This is a genomic window from Shewanella sp. YLB-07 (assembly GCF_009377275.1).
In genome coordinates, this window is sequence record NZ_VOQB01000004.1 from 260,893 (window position 1) to 281,327 (window position 20,435).

The 20,435-nt window shown below is 46.4% G+C and carries 17 protein-coding genes; 11 read left to right on the top strand and 6 right to left on the bottom strand.

The features are described from left to right. Positions 1–68 precede the first annotated feature (68 nt). From FS373_RS10740 to FS373_RS10770, 8 genes are all read left to right on the top strand, one after another. A complete protein-coding gene (locus FS373_RS10740) occupies positions 69–845 on the top strand; it encodes an ABC transporter ATP-binding protein (RefSeq protein WP_144045091.1) in 777 nt (258 codons plus the stop codon). A gap of 11 nt (positions 846–856) precedes the next feature. Then, complete coding sequence (locus tag FS373_RS10745; RefSeq protein WP_144045092.1) at positions 857–2,158, top strand: ABC transporter permease; 1,302 nt, start codon at positions 857–859, stop codon at positions 2,156–2,158. Between the two features lie 34 nt (positions 2,159–2,192). Next, on the top strand, positions 2,193–3,404 hold the full coding sequence (locus tag FS373_RS10750; protein ID WP_144045093.1) for an FtsX-like permease family protein: 1,212 nt from the start codon (positions 2,193–2,195) through the stop codon (positions 3,402–3,404). A gap of 474 nt (positions 3,405–3,878) precedes the next feature. Next, the gene (locus tag FS373_RS10755; RefSeq protein ID WP_144045094.1) at positions 3,879–5,381 is read left to right on the top strand and encodes a sigma-54-dependent transcriptional regulator; all 1,503 of its coding nucleotides are present in this window, start codon (positions 3,879–3,881) and stop codon (positions 5,379–5,381) included. A gap of 78 nt (positions 5,382–5,459) precedes the next feature. Beyond that, positions 5,460–6,860: a sensor histidine kinase gene (locus FS373_RS10760; RefSeq protein ID WP_152829417.1), complete on the top strand. Its 1,401-nt coding sequence runs from the start codon at positions 5,460–5,462 to the stop codon at positions 6,858–6,860. A gap of 1,038 nt (positions 6,861–7,898) precedes the next feature. Further along, positions 7,899–8,063, top strand: a complete 165-nt coding sequence (locus tag FS373_RS31935) for a hypothetical protein (RefSeq protein WP_227992673.1) — start codon at positions 7,899–7,901, stop codon at positions 8,061–8,063. Between the two features lie 39 nt (positions 8,064–8,102). Beyond that, positions 8,103–8,765 carry a hypothetical protein gene (locus tag FS373_RS10765; RefSeq protein WP_227992675.1) on the top strand — a complete coding sequence of 221 codons (663 nt, stop codon included), beginning with the start codon at positions 8,103–8,105 and terminating at the stop codon, positions 8,763–8,765. A 133-nt stretch (positions 8,766–8,898) separates the two neighbouring features. Beyond that, positions 8,899–9,291, top strand: coding sequence for a hypothetical protein (locus FS373_RS10770; protein WP_152829418.1), 393 nt, complete (start codon positions 8,899–8,901; stop codon positions 9,289–9,291). A 346-nt stretch (positions 9,292–9,637) separates the two neighbouring features. On the opposite strand, the gene FS373_RS10775 is transcribed toward FS373_RS10770, so the two are convergent. Next, on the bottom strand, positions 9,638–10,213 hold the full coding sequence (locus tag FS373_RS10775) for a TetR/AcrR family transcriptional regulator (protein WP_152829419.1): 576 nt from the start codon (positions 10,211–10,213) through the stop codon (positions 9,638–9,640). A gap of 57 nt (positions 10,214–10,270) precedes the next feature. After that, positions 10,271–11,707 (bottom strand): coniferyl aldehyde dehydrogenase, encoded by a 1,437-nt coding sequence (locus tag FS373_RS10780; RefSeq protein WP_185977050.1) that lies wholly within the window; start codon positions 11,705–11,707, stop codon positions 10,271–10,273. Between the two features lie 759 nt (positions 11,708–12,466). Between FS373_RS10780 and FS373_RS10785 the strand changes: the two genes are divergently transcribed. Then, the gene (locus FS373_RS10785; RefSeq protein ID WP_144045100.1) at positions 12,467–12,898 is read left to right on the top strand and encodes a universal stress protein; all 432 of its coding nucleotides are present in this window, start codon (positions 12,467–12,469) and stop codon (positions 12,896–12,898) included. A 72-nt stretch (positions 12,899–12,970) separates the two neighbouring features. After that, positions 12,971–13,414: a universal stress protein gene (locus tag FS373_RS10790; protein ID WP_144045101.1), complete on the top strand. Its 444-nt coding sequence runs from the start codon at positions 12,971–12,973 to the stop codon at positions 13,412–13,414. Between the two features lie 217 nt (positions 13,415–13,631). Here FS373_RS10790 and FS373_RS10795 read toward each other — a convergent pair whose 3' ends face one another. Then, entirely contained in the window at positions 13,632–14,213 is a 582-nt protein-coding gene (locus FS373_RS10795; RefSeq protein ID WP_144045102.1) for a TetR/AcrR family transcriptional regulator, read from the bottom strand. A gap of 184 nt (positions 14,214–14,397) precedes the next feature. Here FS373_RS10795 and FS373_RS10800 point away from each other — a divergent pair, with 184 nt between their 5' ends. Continuing rightward, positions 14,398–15,450: an alkene reductase gene (locus FS373_RS10800; RefSeq protein WP_152829420.1), complete on the top strand. Its 1,053-nt coding sequence runs from the start codon at positions 14,398–14,400 to the stop codon at positions 15,448–15,450. A gap of 79 nt (positions 15,451–15,529) precedes the next feature. Here the strand turns inward: FS373_RS10800 and FS373_RS10805 are convergent, their stop codons facing one another. The 3 genes from FS373_RS10805 to FS373_RS10815 all read right to left on the bottom strand — a co-directional run bounded on the left by FS373_RS10805 (position 15,530) and on the right by FS373_RS10815 (position 20,129). Continuing rightward, on the bottom strand, positions 15,530–16,549 hold the full coding sequence (locus FS373_RS10805) for a patatin-like phospholipase family protein (protein ID WP_077754703.1): 1,020 nt from the start codon (positions 16,547–16,549) through the stop codon (positions 15,530–15,532). A gap of 173 nt (positions 16,550–16,722) precedes the next feature. Continuing rightward, positions 16,723–19,224: a lipoxygenase family protein gene (locus FS373_RS10810; protein WP_185976962.1), complete on the bottom strand. Its 2,502-nt coding sequence runs from the start codon at positions 19,222–19,224 to the stop codon at positions 16,723–16,725. 26 nt (positions 19,225–19,250) lie between these two features. Continuing rightward, entirely contained in the window at positions 19,251–20,129 is an 879-nt protein-coding gene (locus FS373_RS10815; RefSeq protein WP_144045105.1) for an SRPBCC family protein, read from the bottom strand. Positions 20,130–20,435 lie beyond the last annotated feature (306 nt).

The following is a 20,435-nucleotide window of genomic DNA, read 5'->3' on the forward strand; positions in this document are numbered from 1 at the left end:
CATCGCGGCTAAAGCCGCTCCTACAATGAGTGATAAAGAATTAAACGATAAAAACAGGGAATATTAAAATGTTATCGATGAAAAGCATTAGTAAAGTATTTAAAACGGACTTAGTAGAGACTCATGCGTTGCGTGACTTTAATCTCGAGGTAAAAGAAGGTGAGTTTGTAGCGGTCACAGGACCATCGGGTTCAGGTAAAACTACTTTCCTTAATATTGCTGGTCTGCTGGAAGGCTTCACCCACGGGGACTACTTCCTCGATGGCGTCAATATCTCCAATTTGAGTGACAACAAGAGTGCAGCCATTCGTAACGAGAAAATAGGCTTTATCTTTCAAGGTTTTAATTTAATCCCTGACCTTAACTTAGCTGAAAATGTTGAGGTGCCTCTGCGCTATCGTGGTTTCAACGCTAAAGAACGTAAGCGCCGTGTGCAACATGCATTAGAGCAAGTGGGTCTGGCGGCACGTATGAAGCACCTGCCATCACAACTGTCCGGTGGTCAGCAGCAACGTGTGGCGATTGCCCGTGCCCTTGCCGGCGAGCCTAGATTCCTGCTTGCCGATGAGCCTACGGGTAACTTAGACAGCATGATGGCGCGTCAGGTGATGGAGTTGTTGGAAGATATCAATAAGGCTGGCACGACTATCATCATGGTGACTCATGATCCTGAGCTTGCACGCCGAGCTCAACGTAATATTCAGATTGTCGATGGTCAGGTTTGTGATTTTACTATGTATCAAGGCAGTGCAGGAGCCGAAAAGCCACACCTAGTTGCTGGGGCAGCTTCTGGTTTAGATAAAAGTGCCGATGAGTCAAAACAGACTCAACAAGTCGCTAGCTAAGGAGAGTGACCATGTTTTTCTATTATCTCGATTTAGCCTGGCGCAGCATTAAGAAGACGCCTCTGTTGTCATTGTTGATGGTACTCGCCATCTCTGTTGGCATCAGCACTACCATAACGACTCTGAATGTTTATCAGCTTATGTCTGTCAATCCTGCGGGAGAGCGTTCAGATAAGTTAATTGCAGTGCAGCTTTGGAGTCAGGGCAAGGATGCCTGGAAAGAATTTAATGCCCAAGTGACCTATCAGGATGCATTTAACTTACGTAAGAGTGATCTGCCTGTACGTCAAACGGCTATGTTCGTTACCGGTTTAGCGATACAGACAGAAGATGCTGATTTTTCTCCTCTGTTAGAGTCTGTTCGGGTGACCGATAGCGATTTCTTCGGGATGTTTTCTGTGCCTTTTCTCTATGGTGGAGCCTGGGATAAGAGTGTCGATACCGAGGCCGCTTATCAGGTGGTGATCAACGAAGAAATCAATAAGCAGTTATTCTCGGGCGAAAACAGTGTTGGTAAGACTCTGTTCTTAGACAGCAAACCGTATCAAGTTGTTGGAGTGATTAAGACCTGGAATCCCAGTCCTCAATATTACGATGTGACCACTGGGGCATTCAAAGATAGCGCCCAGCTGTTTGTACCTTTCTCTCTGGCGCCTATCGAAGAGTTTCAGAGTTGGGGCAATAATCAAAGCTGGAAGCGAGAATCCATGGATACCTATAGTGATCGCCTTAATTCTGAGATGCATTGGATACAGTTTTGGGCCGAGGTGACCGATGATAAACAGCGTGATGAATATGCCCAGTGGTTGACGCGTTATGTGGAGCAGCAACAGCTCTTGGGTCGGTTCGAGAGCCCTGAAGCGGGTGCTCAGCTTTCGAATGTTGCTCAGTGGTTGGATCTCAATGAAGTGGTTCCCGAAGACAACAAAATATTGGTTGGTCTCAGCGCGCTGTTTTTGCTGGTCTGTCTGGTGAACATGTTGGGGCTGTTACTGGCTAAATTTTTGAAACGAGCCCCGGAAGTCGGTGTTCGCCGTGCCATAGGCGCGAGCCGTAATCAGATATTTGCTCAGCACATGGTTGAAGTGGGCTTAATTGGCTTCTGTGGTGGTGTCTTGGGCTTAATCTGGGCATGGGGGTCATTGTCTATGTTGTCGGCACACTTCGATCTAGAAGAGTCTCTGACTCACCTGGATCCGAGTATGTGGATAATCGCACCGGCTATTGCCATCTGCGCCGCCTTAATTGCCGGGACTTATCCGGCCTGGCGCATCTGCTCTACGAATCCAAGTGTTCATCTTAAGAGTCAGTAAAGGCTGCCCGTGAAATTAGTAAAAGGAATTCTACATGTTACACATTAAACCTATCATCAATACCTTGATGCGCAGCAAGAGTGGCCCGATCTTATTGCTGATACAGATCATTCTTTCTGTGGCGATTGTGGCGAATGCCAGTTTCATTATCAGCGAGCGCATTGCCTTGATGGATCGTGAATCTGGGACTATGGAAGAGGAGGTGTTTGATTTTCGCCTCTACGCCTTCGATTCTGATATCGACATTGAGTCTCAGAGTCCGCGTGATATGCGAGCCATTCGTGAATTGCCTGGGGTGATAGATGCTACCATGACCAGCATGGTACCTCTGAGCGGTGGAGGCTGGTCTTCCGGCTATACCATAGGTAACAGTGAGGAAACGGCTAAGGATACTGAGAGTGCCGCTATCTATTATGGCGATGATCATATGGTCAATACTTTAGGTGTGGATCTGATCGAGGGACGTAACTTCTATGCGGCAGAAATCGTCACCGGGAGTCCGGATCTGGCGACTCATGCCATAGTGTCTAAGGCGTTTGCTAAGGCGACCTGGGGAGATGAGCCAGCCATTGGTCAGATCATGTATGCGGGAGATTTCGGTAGTCAGCCGTTGCAGGTCATAGGCGTGGTGGATAAACTTCAGGGAGCCTGGGTCAATAGCTCATATCTGGATAACAGTGTGATACTGAATGTGAGACTGGTGAACGTGTTCACTAAGGTCTTAGTCCGCGCCGAAGTTGGCACCTTAGCTCAGCTCAAAGAGGCGATTCCGGCAGTGTTACATAAAGATCAACCCAATCGTGTTATTGAAGGTTTTACCTTGATCAGCGAGCATAGAAAAAGGGTGTACCGTAATCATGAGTTGATGGCGACGGTACTGTCTATGATGGTGGTACTGCTGTTACTTATCACTTCTCTGGGATTAGCCGGTATGGTGATGTTTAATATTGAGCGACGCACCAAGCAGATAGGCACCAGACGTGCACTTGGGGCTAAGCGCAGGGACATATTGAGCCTGTTTTTAGTGGAGAACTACATCATCTGTATCGTGGGCGGCATCATAGGTGGGCTGGTGGCAGTACAGCTGGGTCAGCAATTGATGACCTTCTATAGCTTGCCTAAGCTTGAGCTTATCTATCCGATAGTGACGGTCGCCGGCTTGATGGTACTCACTACCGTAGCGGTCATCTTACCAGCAAGAAAAGCGGCTTGTATATCGCCGGCTACAGCGACCAGAAGCGTATAGCGGTCATATTACCAGCGAGAAAAGCAGTCAATATATATCGCCAGCTACAGCGACGCGAAGCGTATAGCGGTCATATTACCAGCGAGAAAAGCGGTTAATATTTATCGCCGGCTACAGCGACCAGAAGCGTATAGCGGTCATATTACCAGCGAGAAAAGCGGTTAATATTTATCGACGGCTACAGCGACTCGGAGCGTATAGCGGTCATCTTACCGGCGAGAAAAGCGGCCAATATATATCGCCAGCTACAGCGACCAGAAGCGTATAGTCTGTCATTTAGTCTGTATCTTGATTTAACGTGTATTTAGCAGGATCTTAAACATCAGCTCCTCTGTTCGGGGAGTGCTGAAATAAGCGAAAGAGAATTAGCCTTTAATTCTCTTTCGCTTTCAGTTAGTTTGAACCTAACTTGTTGAGCTAAAACGCTTGCCACAAACGATTTTAAACTACTAAAAGAAGAACGATAAAAGCAGTATGGATACGATTCTCATCGTCGATGATAACCAGGCCGTGTGTGATGCATTGGCACTGATGTTGGAACTTCACGGGTATAAGACCCACACCTGTTTATCCCCGGAAGTGGCTCTTGAGTTGGTTAAAATCCATGATATTGCCCTAGTGATCCAGGATATGAACTTCACTCAGGACACCACCTCGGGTGAAGAAGGAAAATCACTCTTCTATGATCTGCGTCGCTTACAGCCTCAACTCCCTATCGTGTTGATCACCGCCTGGACTCAGCTGGATATTGCCGTCGAGCTGGTTAAAGAGGGCGCGGCGGATTATATGGGTAAGCCTTGGGACGATGCCAAGCTACTCAACAGTGTGGGTAACCTTATTTCACTGCATACCCTGTCCCGGGAAAATACCCAATTACAGCGTGTCGAGAGCCAACGAATGGTGGCCATCAAGGATGCGGATCTGTGTGGAATAGTGTTCGCTAGTGGTTCGATGCAGCGCAGTGTCGACCTTGCCCTGCAGATCGCTCGTTCGGATGTGTCAGTGTTGATTACTGGCCCCAATGGCGCGGGTAAAGATAAGCTTGCCGACATTATTCATGCTAACTCCCCCTTGAAGAATAAGCCTTTTATCAAGGTGAATATCGGTGCCTTGCCCATGGACTTGTTAGAGGCTGAGCTTTTCGGCGCAGAAGCCGGTGCTTTTACCGGAGCTAACAAGACCCGCATAGGCCGTTTCGAGGCGGCCGATGGCGGCACACTATTTCTGGACGAGATAGGTAACTTGTCTTTGTCGGGCCAGATTAAGTTGTTGCGCGTACTACAAACTGGTGAGTTTGAACGCTTGGGCAGTCATCAGACCCGCAAGGTCAATGTGCGCGTGCTTAGCGCCACCAATGCCGAGCTTGCCCTCGACATTCGCGAGGGACGTTTCCGTGAGGATCTCTTCTATCGTCTCAATGTTATCGAGTTGGAGTTGTCTCCCCTCAATCAGCGCCAGAATGATATCCTGCCTCTGGTTAATCACTTTATCGGCCCAGACTTCTCCCTCAATAAACAGGCTCAGAGAGTACTGGTGGCCCACACTTGGCCGGGCAATGTCAGGGAACTTGAAAATGCCTGTAAGCGCGCGGTGATCCTAGCGCCATCAAAGATACTGACCGCAGCCGATTTCGGTCTGGCCTCTGAGCCACTCGTGTCTAACCCCCTAGTTACTCAATCAGAATGGGGTATTCGTGGAAGTGAAGTCATTGAGTCTGCCCAGGACAAGCTAGTGTCGGACCCCGTACTTAAGCCAGAGTCAAAAATAGAGCCGATAGCCAAAACACCAAGGGTACAAGAATCAGGTAATGTTAGTGCCAATCCTAGTGCCTGTTCTAGCGTAAGCGTCATCGACAAGGCGAGCATACAAGCCGAGCTAGACAAGCATAAAGGCGTCATAGCGCGTGTGGCAAAATCTCTGGGACTCAGCAGGCAGGCCCTGTATCGCCGCATGGAAAAGTTTGGTATCAATAAGTAGCGGGACTCGAATATCTCGGGATTACGGATTTCGGGTGATGTTCGGGGAGATTAATCATGGATTTAATTATGTGTAGTTATGATGGGTAATTTTGCAATAACGCTGAGATCTAAGTTGATTCTGGGGGCCGTTTTGGCCTGTTTCTTGGGCTTAGTCTCGGCAGGATTGTTGTTTAACTGGCTGGGTCAGGACTATCTGGTATTGATCCTGGTGCTGTCGCTGGTGCTAGTGTGGGCGGTGAGCCATTACATGACCCGAAGTCTGGCGGACTGTTTGACGGCGCTGGAGGTGGGTCTGCTCAATTTCAAGGATAATGATTTTAGCATCAGTATTCCGGTTAAAGGAGATGAGCAACTCCGCGCCTTGGCTCGACTGTTCAATGAATCAGCACACACCCTGAGGCGGGAGCGGCAATTCATCTATCAGCGTGAGCTGTTACTCGATAAGGTGATCCAAAGCTCCCCCAACGTGATGATACTGCTCGATGATGAACAGAGGGTTATTTATGCTAATGACGCCGCCCGGCACTTGTTCAATCAAGGCGTACGCATAGAAGGCTTGACTTTGAATGAGCTGCTCGAAGGCAGTTCCCCCGAACTTATCACAGCGCTAAATAATCCCAAAGATGGCCTGTTTACCCTGGCGGCCAAGGAGCCGTTCGGTACAGATGGCCAAGGTGATACAAGCAATGAGTCCATGAATGAGGATGAGACCTGGCATCTGTCTAGGGGACGTTTCAAGCTCAATGGCCAGTTTCATCATCTGCTCTTGCTGAAACAGATGACCCATGAGCTCAATCGACAAGAGGTGGCAGTGTGGAAGAAGGTGATCCGCATCATAAGTCATGAGCTCAATAATTCGGTGGCCCCGATAGCTTCCATGGTTAACTCGGGCCGCATGATCACCAAAGATCTTAATGATCCCAAACTCAAGATGATCTTCGACACCATAGATGATCGCACCCAACACCTGAGCCAGTTTATCTTCAATTACGCCAGATTCGCCAAGCTGCCGCTGCCCAACAAGTCTATGGTTAATTGGCTGAAGATGACCGATCACCTGAGCCATCATTATAAGTTCACCTTAGATGGCGACTTACCCGAGGGCGATGGTTACTTCGACCTTATTCAGATGGAGCAAGTGCTACTGAATCTGTTGAAGAATGCTCACGAGTCGGGATCCGCTGTCGATAAGATCACCATGAGCATCACCGAGGCCAATCCCAATTCCAATCCCTGTCATGGCGTCGATGGAACGAGTGGAAATAAGGGGGTCTTCATTAGCATCTGTGATGCTGGTAGCGGCATGTCAGCCGAGGTGCTCAAGCAGGCATTATTGCCTTTTTACTCCACCAAACAATCGGGTACTGGACTGGGCTTGCCCCTGTGCCGGGAGATTTTAGAGGCCCACGATGGCCGCATCAGCCTGCATAACCGGGAAGAAGCGGGGCTCTGTGTGAAGCTTTGGTTACCCCAATAAGTTAGCAGCTTCGAATGAAGCTGGATGACATTTTTGTTGTGGTTTCATTTGGCTGGTTTGGTATTGAGTAGTGTGTTTGAGTTTCGTAGTTTCAATTTTATCTATCACCTGTGGTGGGCTTATGTGCAGATACTTCTGCGAGACGCTGTGAAGCCGTCCCTGGCCGCTCTGCGGTTTCATCCCTGAAACCGAAGCTCGCAGCCGCATCTACACCCGTTTATCTACCTCTTCGATTTGAGTTTTGTAAGTCGCTCAAGTTCTAGTTTGTAACTCGTTTCTGCCCCTTTACGTGTTATCAAGCACAACGAGAGGATCCAGATCCAGTCAACATAGTCTTACTTTTTCTAATCGTTTTACCCACTATACTTGCCGCCCAAAAGACTGATTGCCTATACAGGTATAACTGATTTGCTCCAAATTCAGATAACTTCGGCGTCAAAGGATGTGCAAAATGAGCTTTCTCCGGCAGTATTATGAGCATTATTTACCTATACACGAATAATATTCGACTTATAACAATGACTTAGTGGTGGTATCTTTAGAGTGTGAATTGAGCAGCCTGGAACGTTATCGTGCTGCTATTGAATAAGCTATTGAATAAGCTATTGAACTAAGCCGCTGCGCGGAGCCAAAAAATGGTTCAATCGAGTGTCTAACCGACTTTCAATCAGTTAGACTTAAAGGTATGTGAAGGAACACAAATATGAGAAAGGAATTAGAATGAAAAACCTACCATCTACTCGATATCAGTTGTCGATCCGCTCTACAGTCCTGAACCAGCATAAAAAAAGCAAATTCCTATAGCATGAAGCGTACCAACTAATCTGGATGTGGCAGCGGCCAAGTCCAACAAGCGATTTATGCCTTGCAGATAGCGCAACGCATAAATACTAAGACGTTATGTACTCAAGGGAATACTCCGATGCTCTACAAAATCGAGGAACGTGCAGGTGTTTTTGAAAAACTGGAGCCCGTTGAATTTAAGGATTTCTCTAGTTTTGGAAAGCTTGAGAAGTTTTATTTGAAGACGCTAAGCTAATGCCTGTATTTCAAGAGAGGCAATGGCAGGCTGAGGCTGATATCTATGCACTCAACGAGAGCGGAGAATTAGTTATCTTTGAGCTTAAACGTGCATCAGCAGGAAAAGATGCAGTCCATCAAGCCTTAAGATATGCACAAGATGCAGGGCAATGGAGCTATTAAAAGTTAGCTAAGAAGTTCAAAGAATATAGTAAAAGTGAAATGTCACTAGTTGAAGCACATAAAGATGCTTTTAATCTTGAGCATGAACTAGATCCCAAAGAAATTAATAATAAACAGCATCTTTTAGTTATTGGCAGTGCGGCTGATGAATCCTTAATATCATCAGTGGACTACTGGAAAAGCAATGGAATATCCATAGACTTTTTGCCATATCGTGTGTACGAACTAGCAGGTGAAAAATATTTTGAGTTTTTTGCATTACCATATGATAAACACAAAAATCCAAGTGATGTTAAAGGTGTGCTGTTTGACACAAATCGAAGTTATAACGAGGACTCTATTTGGTCAATGATGGATAATGCTCGCTTAGAATCTTATGGCGATGCAAAGCGATTCGTTCATCATGTTCACGTAGGTGATATTGTTTTTTTCTCACACAAAAAATACGGGCTAATAGCCGCAGCAAAAGTAAAAGGTGAAGTAAAAGCTCCTGATGAAGACACTTTGTATCGTGATGTAGAATTTTTGACGCCCATTCCAAATAGAAATAATGGGAAAATTCGTGCTATGCCATTTTCAGAGGTGAGTTTAAAAACGGGTAAGAGTTTCTTTTGGGCAAGAACAATCAAAGTACCTTACCTTACAAAAAATGAAGCTCTTGATTTAGTTGAAGAGCTTATCTGTCATCTGCGTCGTACATAACAAGGTAAGTTAATCGGATGGCTAAAACTGTCCCATTTTTTGCTAAAGAGATAGCAAAAATAGCGGCAGCACGCGCCGTTGCTTGCGGCATAGGGTGTCAAAAACAGTAATCCAGAATACGGAGAGTTAGAATATGAAAAGAGTAATTTTAATTTTGTTTCTTGCTGGCTGGCTATCTCCAGTTATGGCAAATGATGTCTGTAACTGTAAAGGATATGCTGGCGTAGGTGGGCCTTGCTATGCTGGCGTAGGTGGTGCCGCATACGCTGGAGTAGGTGGCCCTGCTTATGCCGGTGTCGGTGGTGCATGTTATGCCGGTGTTGGTGGTGACCAATACGATGGTGTTGGTGGTCCTCAATATAAGGGTGTTGGCGGATCCATGTACGATGGGGTAGGTGGGCCAGCATATAACGGAGTTGGCGGTCCTGCATATGATGGTGTTGGCGGACCATGTTATGCAGGTGTGGGTGGTCCTTGCTATTCAGGTGTTGGTGGTGGAAATAGTTGCCCAGCAGTTTGTAGGTAATGAACCTAACAAGGCCATGAAAAACGCCCACAAAAAAGCGTGGGCTGGACGCTCGTAAACTCGGGCCTTTTATGGTGGCGTCACTATATATCTGATTACTATACATTTCCTAATCCCACTACCTACCTTTAGAGTCTTAGCTCCAACACGTTTATGTCCAGAAGTGAGTTACAAGCCAGTAAAACTCAAATCGAAGAAGAAAATATTCTGGTGTGAACGCAACTCGTCACTTTCTTTGTTCAGTTTTTTGCTCGAAACTTACCACTTATAGCTTATAGCTTATAGCTTATAGCTTATAGCTTATAGCTTATAGCTTATAGCTTATAGCTTATAGCTTCACAGCCCTTCAGCCCTTCACCATTGCATTCCAAAATAGTAGGAAGCTGGCTTCTTGGTGTTGTGGGTCTTGCCATTTTTGGGGATTGTCCAGGAAGAAGCGGGTGGCTGCTAAGAACTGGCCGTGACTGTTATCTTGCATCAGGGTCAGCGGATAATTAGCCAGCAAGCCTAGGGCCTGGCCTTTTTGCATCAGGGCGCCCATAAAACCGAGTATCGAGTTCATGGCTTGCTCTCTGATTTCAGTGGATATCGATGGTGACATGGAGTACTGCTGAAAAAACTCCTGTTTCAGCGGGTTATCCATGGCCCATTGTATGGCGCTGGTCCAGAGGTGTTTAGCATCTTTTTTTAGATCGCCACTGTCTTTTATTGACGCTAAAATCGCGTCGGCAAACTCCTGCTTGATATTAAGAAACAGATGGTTCATAAGCTCATCTTTGGATGGAAAATGATGAAACAGGGTGCCTGTGGCTACCCCTGCTTGCTTGGCTATGGATGCGGTTGAGGTGGCATAGAAACCTTGGCTGACAAACAGAGTCAGCGCGGTATCTAGTATGGCTTGCTTCTTATCTAATTTACTCATCTACAACTTATTCTCTTAGCATTTGGAAACATGCAGCTAAAGCAGCTCCTACGGCTGTTAACGCAAGAAAAACTTATATAACATGGCTTGAATGCCAGTGCCATAGGGTGGGTGAACAAGCTTGCCTGTGTTGAGTTTACCGCGGCTCAATACTGTCTTGGCATGACTCAAGGTCAAGAAGCCTTCTTTGCCGTGATAGTGGCCCATGCCCGAGGGGCCTATGCCACCGAATGGTGCATCGTCGGCGGCGACGTGGAACACGGTTTCGTTGATACAGACGCCACCTGAGTGGGTGTTGTTGAGTATGTTGGCTTGAGCCTGTGCATCGAAGCTCATGATATAGAGTGCCAATGGACGGGGACGCTCATTGATATACTTTATTGAATCATTCAGGGTCTCGTATCCTACGATTGGCAGTAAGGGGCCAAAGATCTCGTCTTGCATCAAGATCATCTCATCACTGACATTGGTGATCAGTTGCGTGGGTATTTTACGCTTGGCGGTATCGATAGCCTCATCATTGGCTGAAACCACTGTTGCGCCTCTGCTTTTGGCATCTTCGAGAACCGAGGTTAGGCGATCAAACTGACGTTGGTTGATGATGGCGCCGTAATCCTTGTTGTCACTCACCTTGCCGTACATGGCATTGAACTTTTTCTGATAAGCGGCGATGAACTCGGCCTGCTTCTCTTTAGGAACCAAGACGTAATCCGGTGCGACACAGATTTGGCCCGAGTTTAAACATTTACCATAGATCATGCGCTCTACGGCGGTGTCTATGGGCATATCTGGGGCGATAACCACTGGAGACTTTCCGCCCAGCTCTAGAGTCACAGGAGTTAAGTTAGCGGCTGCGGCGCGCATCACATGTTTTCCAACTGTGGTGGAGCCTGTAAACAGCAAGTGATCGAATGCCAGTCCCGAGAATGCGGCGGCGACATCGGCTTCACCTTCTACCACGGCAACTAATGATTCGTCGAAGATGCTAGACAGCATCTGGGCTAAGACTTTGTTTGTCTCAGGTGTGAATTCTGACAGCTTAAGCATGGCGCGATTCCCCGCACTCAGGGCGGTGATCAATGGGCCAATTGAGAGCATGACAGGGAAGTTCCATGGCACTATGATGCCGACCACACCTACTGGCTGGTAATGTACTTTGATCTTAGCTGGAGCCAGTAGTAGTCCAGCATGGCGAGAACTGGGTTTCATCCATTTCTTCAGGTTCTTGAGACTGTAGTTGATGTTGTTGATACAGGGCATGATATCTGAGATTAGCGTGTCATCGACCGAACGGGTGCCATAATCTCGATTGAGGGCATCGGCTAGTGGCTGTTGAAAGGTCAGCAAGGCTTGCTTAAGTTCTTTGAGCTGCTTGACTCTCAGTGCATAAGTTGGAGCTGGCTCTGAGCGATAGCTGGTTCTTTGTAGTCTGAGCAATTCATCGAGTTGTGATTGCATCGCTGATTTGTTCTCTGTCTCAATAGGCATATTCATCTGCTCATAGCTCCTGATCTGTATCCAGTCTAGTCGATTATAGTTTTTCGCACTGTTCAACTTACAAGCCGACTGATTGGTCGGTCTGTGTTGCTCCATCATAATTCACAACGGGACTAAGATCTACACCTGTTTAAAATTGATACAAATCACTTTGACTCTTTTGGATTCACTTTTATGAGTTGAGTGTAAATCGGCAGTGAGGTCGGCATCTCGGAAGAGGTCATATTTAGAGCTGTTATTTAAGAATTATTAGTTACGATCTATTACAGATATAGGCTATTGGCTAGTGGTATCAACAGGGGGAGAGGTGAGTGATATCTATAGGGGATAAGAGGATGATAAAGGGAAGGATTAACAGGCATTTTGGGACTATGCTTAGTACATGAGAACTGGTCCAACACTCTGGTCTAATAGATTTTTATGAGACAGCACCTCACGCTCTTAGCTGTATCATTGATATAGATGGCTTTTATTGTGTCGGCATGGGTTCATTAACATGGTTGAAAACAGCTCTAAATGTTCAATGCTTATAGCTTAGAGTTAAAGTTTCCGATAGGGATGTCGAATGCGATCTTGGAAGGTTGATTAAACAAGGTTTGGCGTAGCCCTATTGGACTAAGTATGGTGCTGCTCGTGGCGTTTATGTCATCAGCGACCTGTAGGCAGTAGACTGGGGCTATGCCACTTATTTTCAGATTAAGGTTCTGGAAGAAGCTAAGAGCTAGGAATAAAAAGTTTATCTATTAGGAGAACATTATGCGAACTCGTCAAATACTCTGCCCCACAGATTTTTCTGAGACAGCCTCCCATGCAATGAGCTACGCCTTTGAGATGGCCAATTTCTATAATGTCGGCATTCGTTTACTGCATGTGGTCGATAAGCCATTCGGAGACAAATACACTCGCGTGTTATCTGTGACTCCTGAGGAGCTTGCTAGTCGAATGGAGGGGGAGGCAGCAGAAAAGATGCGTAAACTGATTGGAACCTTAGCTTCAGGTTTGTCGGTAGAGGGGGTAATTCGTCATGGCTCTCCGGCCGAGGAGATTTTGGCATCGGCTAATATGATAAACGCCGGGATGATCGTCTTAGCCAGTCATGGTCACACAGGTTTAACCCATTTTCTCCATGCGAATGTGGCGGAGTCTGTGGCAAATGAGGCTAAGTGTCCGGTCTTAGTGGTTAAATAAGTTTTGAAGTTTGAGTTCCTCGTTCCTAGAACCTAGAAAACTTATTGAGAGCTGATTCATTAGGAGATAGTTATGCGTACACGTCACATACTGTGCCCGACCGATTTTTCGGAAACGGCATCTCATGCCTTAGGTTATGCCGTCGAGATGGCAAATCTATACGGGGTTGATATTAGGCTGCTCAATGTGATCAGTCTGCCCTACGGCGCACCTGATTATGGCATTGTTGTCGATAGTCCTGCCGAGCTACTGCAAGATCAAGAAGCCTACGCCAATGAGAAGATGAAAAAAATGGTGTCAGAAGTGCGCGAGCAAATGCCCAGTGGTTTGTTTGTGCACACCAATGTTCGCAGCGGAGGGGTATTAGCTCAAATATTGGAAGAAGCTGAAGAACGTGAAGTGGGTATGATAGTGATGGCCAGTCATGGTCATACTGGTATATCACACATGTTAAGTCCTAATGTAGCCGAGGCCGTAGCCAATCAGGCCCTATGCCCTGTGTTGGTGGTTAAATAAAGAGACTAAGACAGCTTCGAGTTCAAGGCAAGGCTAAGAAAGTCTCGAGTTGTAAGCTTTAAGTCTTAAGAAAGGCTAAGAAAGCTCAAGATACAGCTAAGAAAGCAGCGAGTCGCGAGTCAAGATAGAGCGAAGAAAGCCATAGCCCCTAGGTCATTCCGGCATGCTTTTGGCCGGAATCCAGCTTGGCGGCTCTAACCTCGAACCCTCTATCCGCTTATCGGCATACATCTTTATAAAGCTGATCGGCCAGTTCTTGTAAGGTATCGCCTTCGGAATGAGTGTGAGCGAAGGTTCTCAAGCCATAAACTCCCAGCATGAAGTAGCGTGCCAGATGTTCTGCATCGCGCTCAGTTGTGAGTTCACCTTTGGCTTGAGCCAGCTCAAAAACTTGAGTCAGTGCCAGTTGCCAGTTAGCTAAGTTACTTGTGATGATGGCTAGTAGCTCTGCATCTGTTTCGGCAATTTCGTTGAGCGCCTTAGTGAGTAGGCAGGCTTGGGCGGCATCACAGCTCTGACATTCGTGCACGATATGATCGAGATAGGTTTTAAGCTCCACAAGAACTGGATGTTTTCCGGCAAAGAACCCCTCAAACTCGGCATTTCTGTCTAATCTGTACTGTTCTAGAGCCGCTAATAATAGACCACGTTTATTTTCGAATGCACAATAGATAGACCCCGGGTGTAGGCCCGTGGCTTTTTTTAGATCTTGCATACTGGTCTTGCCATAGCCTTTGTCCATAAACGCTGTCATGGCTGATCTCAGTACTTTCTCTCTATCAAATTCGGCATTTCGCATGGGTTATCAATTGACTCTTGTATGTGGCTATCGTATTTGGCTCTCACATGTGAGGGTCATCTTAGCGCTTTATTGTGCAGTTCAAATCCATTGTAATCAATCTTGAACGTTTATTCAAAAAAGATCTTGAATGCTTGTTCAAAAAAGCATATCTTGAATGCTCATTCAAGAATCAGAGGTCGCTATGACTGATAACCTTTTTCAAACTTATGCGCTTAATGGCACATTATCTCTTAAAAATCGCATCCTCATGGCGCCACTGACTCGTTGTATGGCTGATGATGAACTCGTGCCGACTCAGGCCATGGCAGATTATTATGCACGCCGTGCCGAATCGGGTCTTATCATCTCTGAGGCAACTATTATTCGTCCGGACGGTCAAGGCTATCCCAATACTCCGGGTCTATTTACTCCGACGCAGATTGATGGCTGGCGTGTGGTGACAGATGCCGTACATAAGGCTGACGGTAAGATTTTCGCTCAGCTTTGGCATACTGGTCGCGTCGCTCATCCTCATTTCTATCAAAGCACTGGCAGCAGTGATGTGATGGCGCCTTCAGCAGCTGGTGTAGAAGGTAGCGTACCCAGAATGCGAGAATTGACTTATCAAGTGCCTAAAGCTGTATCTATTGAAGAGATAGCTCAGCTGGTACAGGATTATGCCCAGGCGGCAGCTAATGCTATCGATGCTGGGTTCGATGGTGTCGAGATCCATGGTGCTAATGGTTATCTTATCGATCAGTTCCTACATCACGACAGTAACCGCCGTACAGATGAATATGGTCAGACCCCTGAAAATATGTCGCGTTTCGCTCTCGAAGTGGTCGATGCCATTGCTGCACGTATCGGCAATGACAGAACTGCACTACGCGTGTCCCCCGGTGCATATTTCAACATGGCGGGTGATAACCGAGATCGTGCTGTGTTCGATTATCTTATTCCTGAGCTTGAGAAGCGCGATTTGGCCTTCTTGCACATAGGTATCTTCGATGATGCTATGGAGTTTGATTATTTAGATGGTCGTGCATCAAGCTATGTACGCAGTATTTATAACAAGACATTAGTGGGAGTCGGTAGCTTTACCGCCGAGAGTGGCAGTAGCGCCATTGCTGAAGATAAGTTCGACTTGTTGGCCATAGGCAGACCCTTTATCGCTAATCCGGATTACGTGGAGTTAGTGCGTGACGGTAAAGCACTAGTGGAATATTCAGATGAGATGTTGACCAGCTTAGTGTAATGGTCATCCTTAATTGAGTATTTAGTTGTGTTAAGCCAGTCGATATTTTGACTGGCTTTTTCATGACGCGCAACGGTCGTTAAGCGATGGGGTGACCCGTTTTGGGGTCTATGCGATCGAGTGAAGGGCCTTGATAGGTGTTCAACAACAACTGAACCACGGCTTCGCCATATTCACTAAACCAGAACTTACCTAATTCTCTGAGTCTATTGATGTTGCTTTTGGTCAGATCATCCATTGCATCATCGGGTGGATTGGGCAATCCGGGTTGGGGTTTCAGTTTGGCGTTTACACGGATATAGTTGCCCCGATCCATGATGGTTAAGCTCTGGTAAGAAACGATACGTTCATCGCTCAACACTTCCATGAGTTTACCTTCTGTCATCCATTGTAAGGCGCCCCATTTTCTGGAGCTGGCACCGTTGATCTTTCTGGTTAAAAAACCTGTGCCTATGGATAACACCCGCATATCGCTGAGTGAGTAATGGGGCCATACATTTCTGGCTTCGGCAATGGCACACATGGTGGGATTGTTCGCGATTACGCCACCATCTATCAACCAAGATTCTTCGCTCGTGTCGGGAGATTCCAGACCCTTAGTGGGAAAGAATGTTGGCGCTGCGCTGGTTGCATCTGCAGCTTCTGATGACAGAAGTTCAAGATAGTCAGGTTTGGTTGACTTGATGATAACGGGCTTACGTTTTTCAATGTCGTAGGATACGGCTAAGACATGTTTACCTTCAGGTACATCACCAATCTTAGCTTGATTAAAATTCTCCTGTAACAGGCTTGTTTTACCACTTGCCTCATATTTCGGAGCATTGATACCGTCTATATCGAGCAAGCCTTTATGCTCAGTAAAAATCCGTTGGCCATTTTCATAATTATAAAGCTCATCGATTTGAGCTAAAGTCATGTCAGTAGTCGCCAAGGCTAAGGCGATGATACTTCCGGTACTGGTTCCTGCGTATAGATCGACACAATCGCGAATCGATTTATCATGGTTTTGCTGTAATTGCTGTTCGACCATACTGAGAAATTGAGTGATGGCTACCCCTCGTATTCCACCGCCATCGAGAGACAAAATCAATTTTGACATTTATCTGTTCCTTTTCGTATACGTACACGTGAGTGATTTATAGAATATTTGCTCGTACAGGATGAATACCAATCGCTATAAACTTAGCCATATCAGCTAAATATCAGCGGACAAATGGTGAGCTTGACTCGCCCATTAGTCGCTGAATATTGGTTTGATTTATCTATCAATCATTAGATATCGATACTGGCGGCAATATTCTCCGGTAACAGATAGCCATATTCAGGTTTATCCGCGGCAGCTAACTGCTTGTTGCGGGCCTGGATTTTCTCGCTGATTTGTATCATCTCAGCAGTAAATGCTTGGCTTATTTCTGGGTGATCCTTTTGCAGGGGATCTAGGCTAGCAAGAGAGGTTTCCGAGGGCATTGCCAACATCCAGGATAGCAGGCACTGGAAGGCGGAGTTTTTCTGGTTGGGTAACGCCGCTGCAATATACTCGGCGCTAATGTCCTGCTCCCCTTCTGGCATCTGTTTCGCTAGCGTAGCGGGTCGATTCGGTGCCAATGCTGTGTAAGGAAATTGCGGGAAGTTTATTGCAGAATGGAAGGCGCTGCCCATCCAGATAATCGTCTGTAATGTGTGACTCAGGAGTGCCAAATCTGTTATCTCAGCAGGGAAGCCTGGCATGGCGCCCAGTTCTGGATCGGCCAGCTCTTTAGCCCAAGCCTGTAGTGCTGGATCGGCTTGCACTGCTGCGTCATCACTATAGGCAGATTTCACGACATTTGAGGTGTAGTTACCTATGGCGTTCCAGATGAGGAATCCATCTTCACGGTAATAATATCCTTGTAAGCCATCACTCATCTCTTCATCGAAGCCCCGTGCCTTTAATTGCTCCGGAAAACTGGACTTGAAGAAGTCATAGCTTTTCCAACCGTTAGACACCATTTGAACACCTTGAGCTGTACCCAAAGCAAATGTGCTTTGGGTGATGGCGCCTTGCTCAGCAACCAAGGTCTGTCGAGCCAGGAAGTTGATGCCTATGGTGTCATGGAAGTGCGGGGTTAACAGCTTAGAGACAATATGCTCTTTGGGTAAGCTGTTATGGGTCGCTATGGCCATAGCTTCTATGGCCAAATGGGCTAGTCCCAGATGATAGAGAAACTGATGGATCTGATTATCGGCACATTGCGTATGAATTTTGGCAAACATAAATCGGTTTGGCTGATTCGAGTCTGGCGTGTAGATAGGGTTTATGCCCTCGTTACGCTCTAGCTGTATGGCGACGATATTCAGACGGCTGTCATTATTTTCAAGCTGCTGCTTATAAACCAAGAGATAGGGGGCGTAGAAGTATTTACCATCTTCACACTTGAATGGTACAAGTTCTTTGTAATCAACTAGGAAGAGGCGTTTATCGGCAATGAGTTCCGACATGCCCTTGTCTTGCGCTTTTAGCTCTCGCATCGCTTCAGGTACTTGCTCTATGCTGTTAACTACCTCGATCATTAAGGGGTTTAACCCTTGCAGCAGTTGGCGGCAGAATTCACTGTCATCCTGCCAGGATTCCAGCAGTTCCGGGATCGGCAGGTAGCCACCAAAAAAAGCGCCATAGGCTTTGAGCGAGCCCGAAGGGTATTGTGCTAAGCGTTGCTTTAGCTCTAATTCCGAGAATGAAAACTCGAGTACGCGCTCGGCCATGCGACTCAATTTATGGGGAGAGAGAGCCTGGCTTCTGGGCAGACCTTTGACCATTTTAGGCATAGGATGCACCGGATAAGAGTCATACTCCCAGCGTGGTTTCTCTTCGACCAGCAGGTTTAAGACAATTTTTTGTAGCTTATCTTTGATACCATTGATGGTATCTGACATTTCCTTAAGGCTGACAAACTGCTGCTGTTTATCCGTTAGTGGTAAAGCATCGGCATCATTATTGAGTTCCATCTCTATGGTCACTGACACAGAGGCGCCCTCGTCGAGTTCTAGCTCAAGGGTTTTAGGCTTATCATTTTCAAAATCATGTAAATCCAGAGAGGCGGTGCCGATCAGCGTATCGCTTCCTAAACAAGAGTCCATGACACCAAAACCTAAACTACCTTTCTTGCTTAGCAATTCAAATTCGAAGGTATCATTGAACGTTGAACTGTAGGGGAAGTTTGGTTTAGCCGTTTGGTGATGCTCTCCATCTAGTTCAACGATCACATAGGGATTGACCGGCGGGAACGTCTGGGGGAGATCTTTAATACTGCCTAAGGTGACAGTGACCTTGCCTAAAGAGGGATTGAAATACTGATTTAAGGCTGCGATTCCATCATGGTAGCCTTGGGCTTGAGGGCCTTTTATTATGCTGCTGACGACGTCTGGGGCCATCACCCAATTGCACCAGATAATCTCGGTTTGAACTGCCGAGATGGATCGCATCTGTACCTGAGTCGTAATGCTGTCGAGACCAGGCATAGCTGGCTCCATTTTGACCAACTTATATTGCAGGGTGTGAGTCTTATCATCACGAGAGATCAGTTGCTCACTTATGGTCATATTTCTATTTTTAAAGCTAAAGGTTCGAATTGCACCAATTTCGTCCTTAGCAGGCGGAGCTAACTCCATGGTCTTATAAATATGCCACCACTGGGTCATTTCACCGAAGGGGCGATAAAGTTTCCAGACATCTTCGATGGCGGCGTTTACTATTCCTTTTACTTGAACCGTAGGTTGCTCAGTCTTATCGGTCATTTTACGTTCCTCTTCCATGATTCTTATTAGTTAAATTTGTTTTTCATCCACTCTAATCTTTGTGAGAAGCCTTGCTCTATGGCATTTTTTACTGTTTTTCGATCTAGACCCTCACGAGGTAAGAAGACTGAGTCGTAGTAAAGTACTAGCTTATTATCTCCCTTACATTTAAGGCGTAGAGTCCCCTGATACATGCTGACTGGCATGGCTGATTTCAGCACTGAGTAGACCAAGGTGTGAGTCTCTTCCGTTGCCGAATCAAGTTTCTCTTCCAGCGCTACGTCTCCAAAGTGAACCCGGCGAATGTCATTACCCAGATCTTCCATCGAGGTTGCCCCCATGACCCAGGAGATATCGCTCCAGTTGCTGACAATTTTCCAAAAATCATCAATGGAATAATTGAGTTTTAACTTTAAAGACATACGCAGGCCATCTCGCTGCAAGACCAGATCACTGATTTCATTGATACGGGTCGGTAGGAATTTGGCTAAGGTATCTAAGGTGATCTGACGTTCTTTTTCTTTTTCACTGACCAAAACACCGTCAATGGTCAGCCTTGCCTTTGTGGTTTGTTCTGCCTGCCAGACCGACACTGTGGCGCGATAATATGAAAACATCACATTAGGCTGTGGGAGTCCCATGACCCAAATGTGGTTGGTATCATCCTTTTGCCAAAGGACTTCACGGGTTTCTCCGCCGGCAAAGGCAAAGGCGACTTCGGCATTGACGCCATTATTAGGACGTCCGCCTCCAGTCAGCAGCTTGGTATCCTCATGTCCACCTAAGGCTTTTTGCAGGGCTAGATAATCGTCAAATCCAGACCAAAATTCGGCCACTGTTAGCGGTAATTCCTGTTCATGGCTCTGGCTTATTAAGCGGCCATATTCAAGATCTACATTACTCATAAGTTCTCCTTGGTTAACACACGTGTTATTGACCGAATCTCATTGTCAGCGTAAGCACTTAACTTCTCGAACTAAGCACTTTTACTGGCGAGTTTTGGCTAATTATTTCTGCAATATCTTTCATTAATTGACTGTTTATATAGTGATTTTGAAAGATCGGGTTGAAACATCTCGTTAACATAAGGGAAGCGACTACTTAAAATAACTGTCTACTAGGAACAGTTGACAGCTGGTAACTTGTCGACTATCGGAGAGTATTTAAACGAATCAGGCACCATTGAGTAAATGCCTTCGGCTGGATGTTTG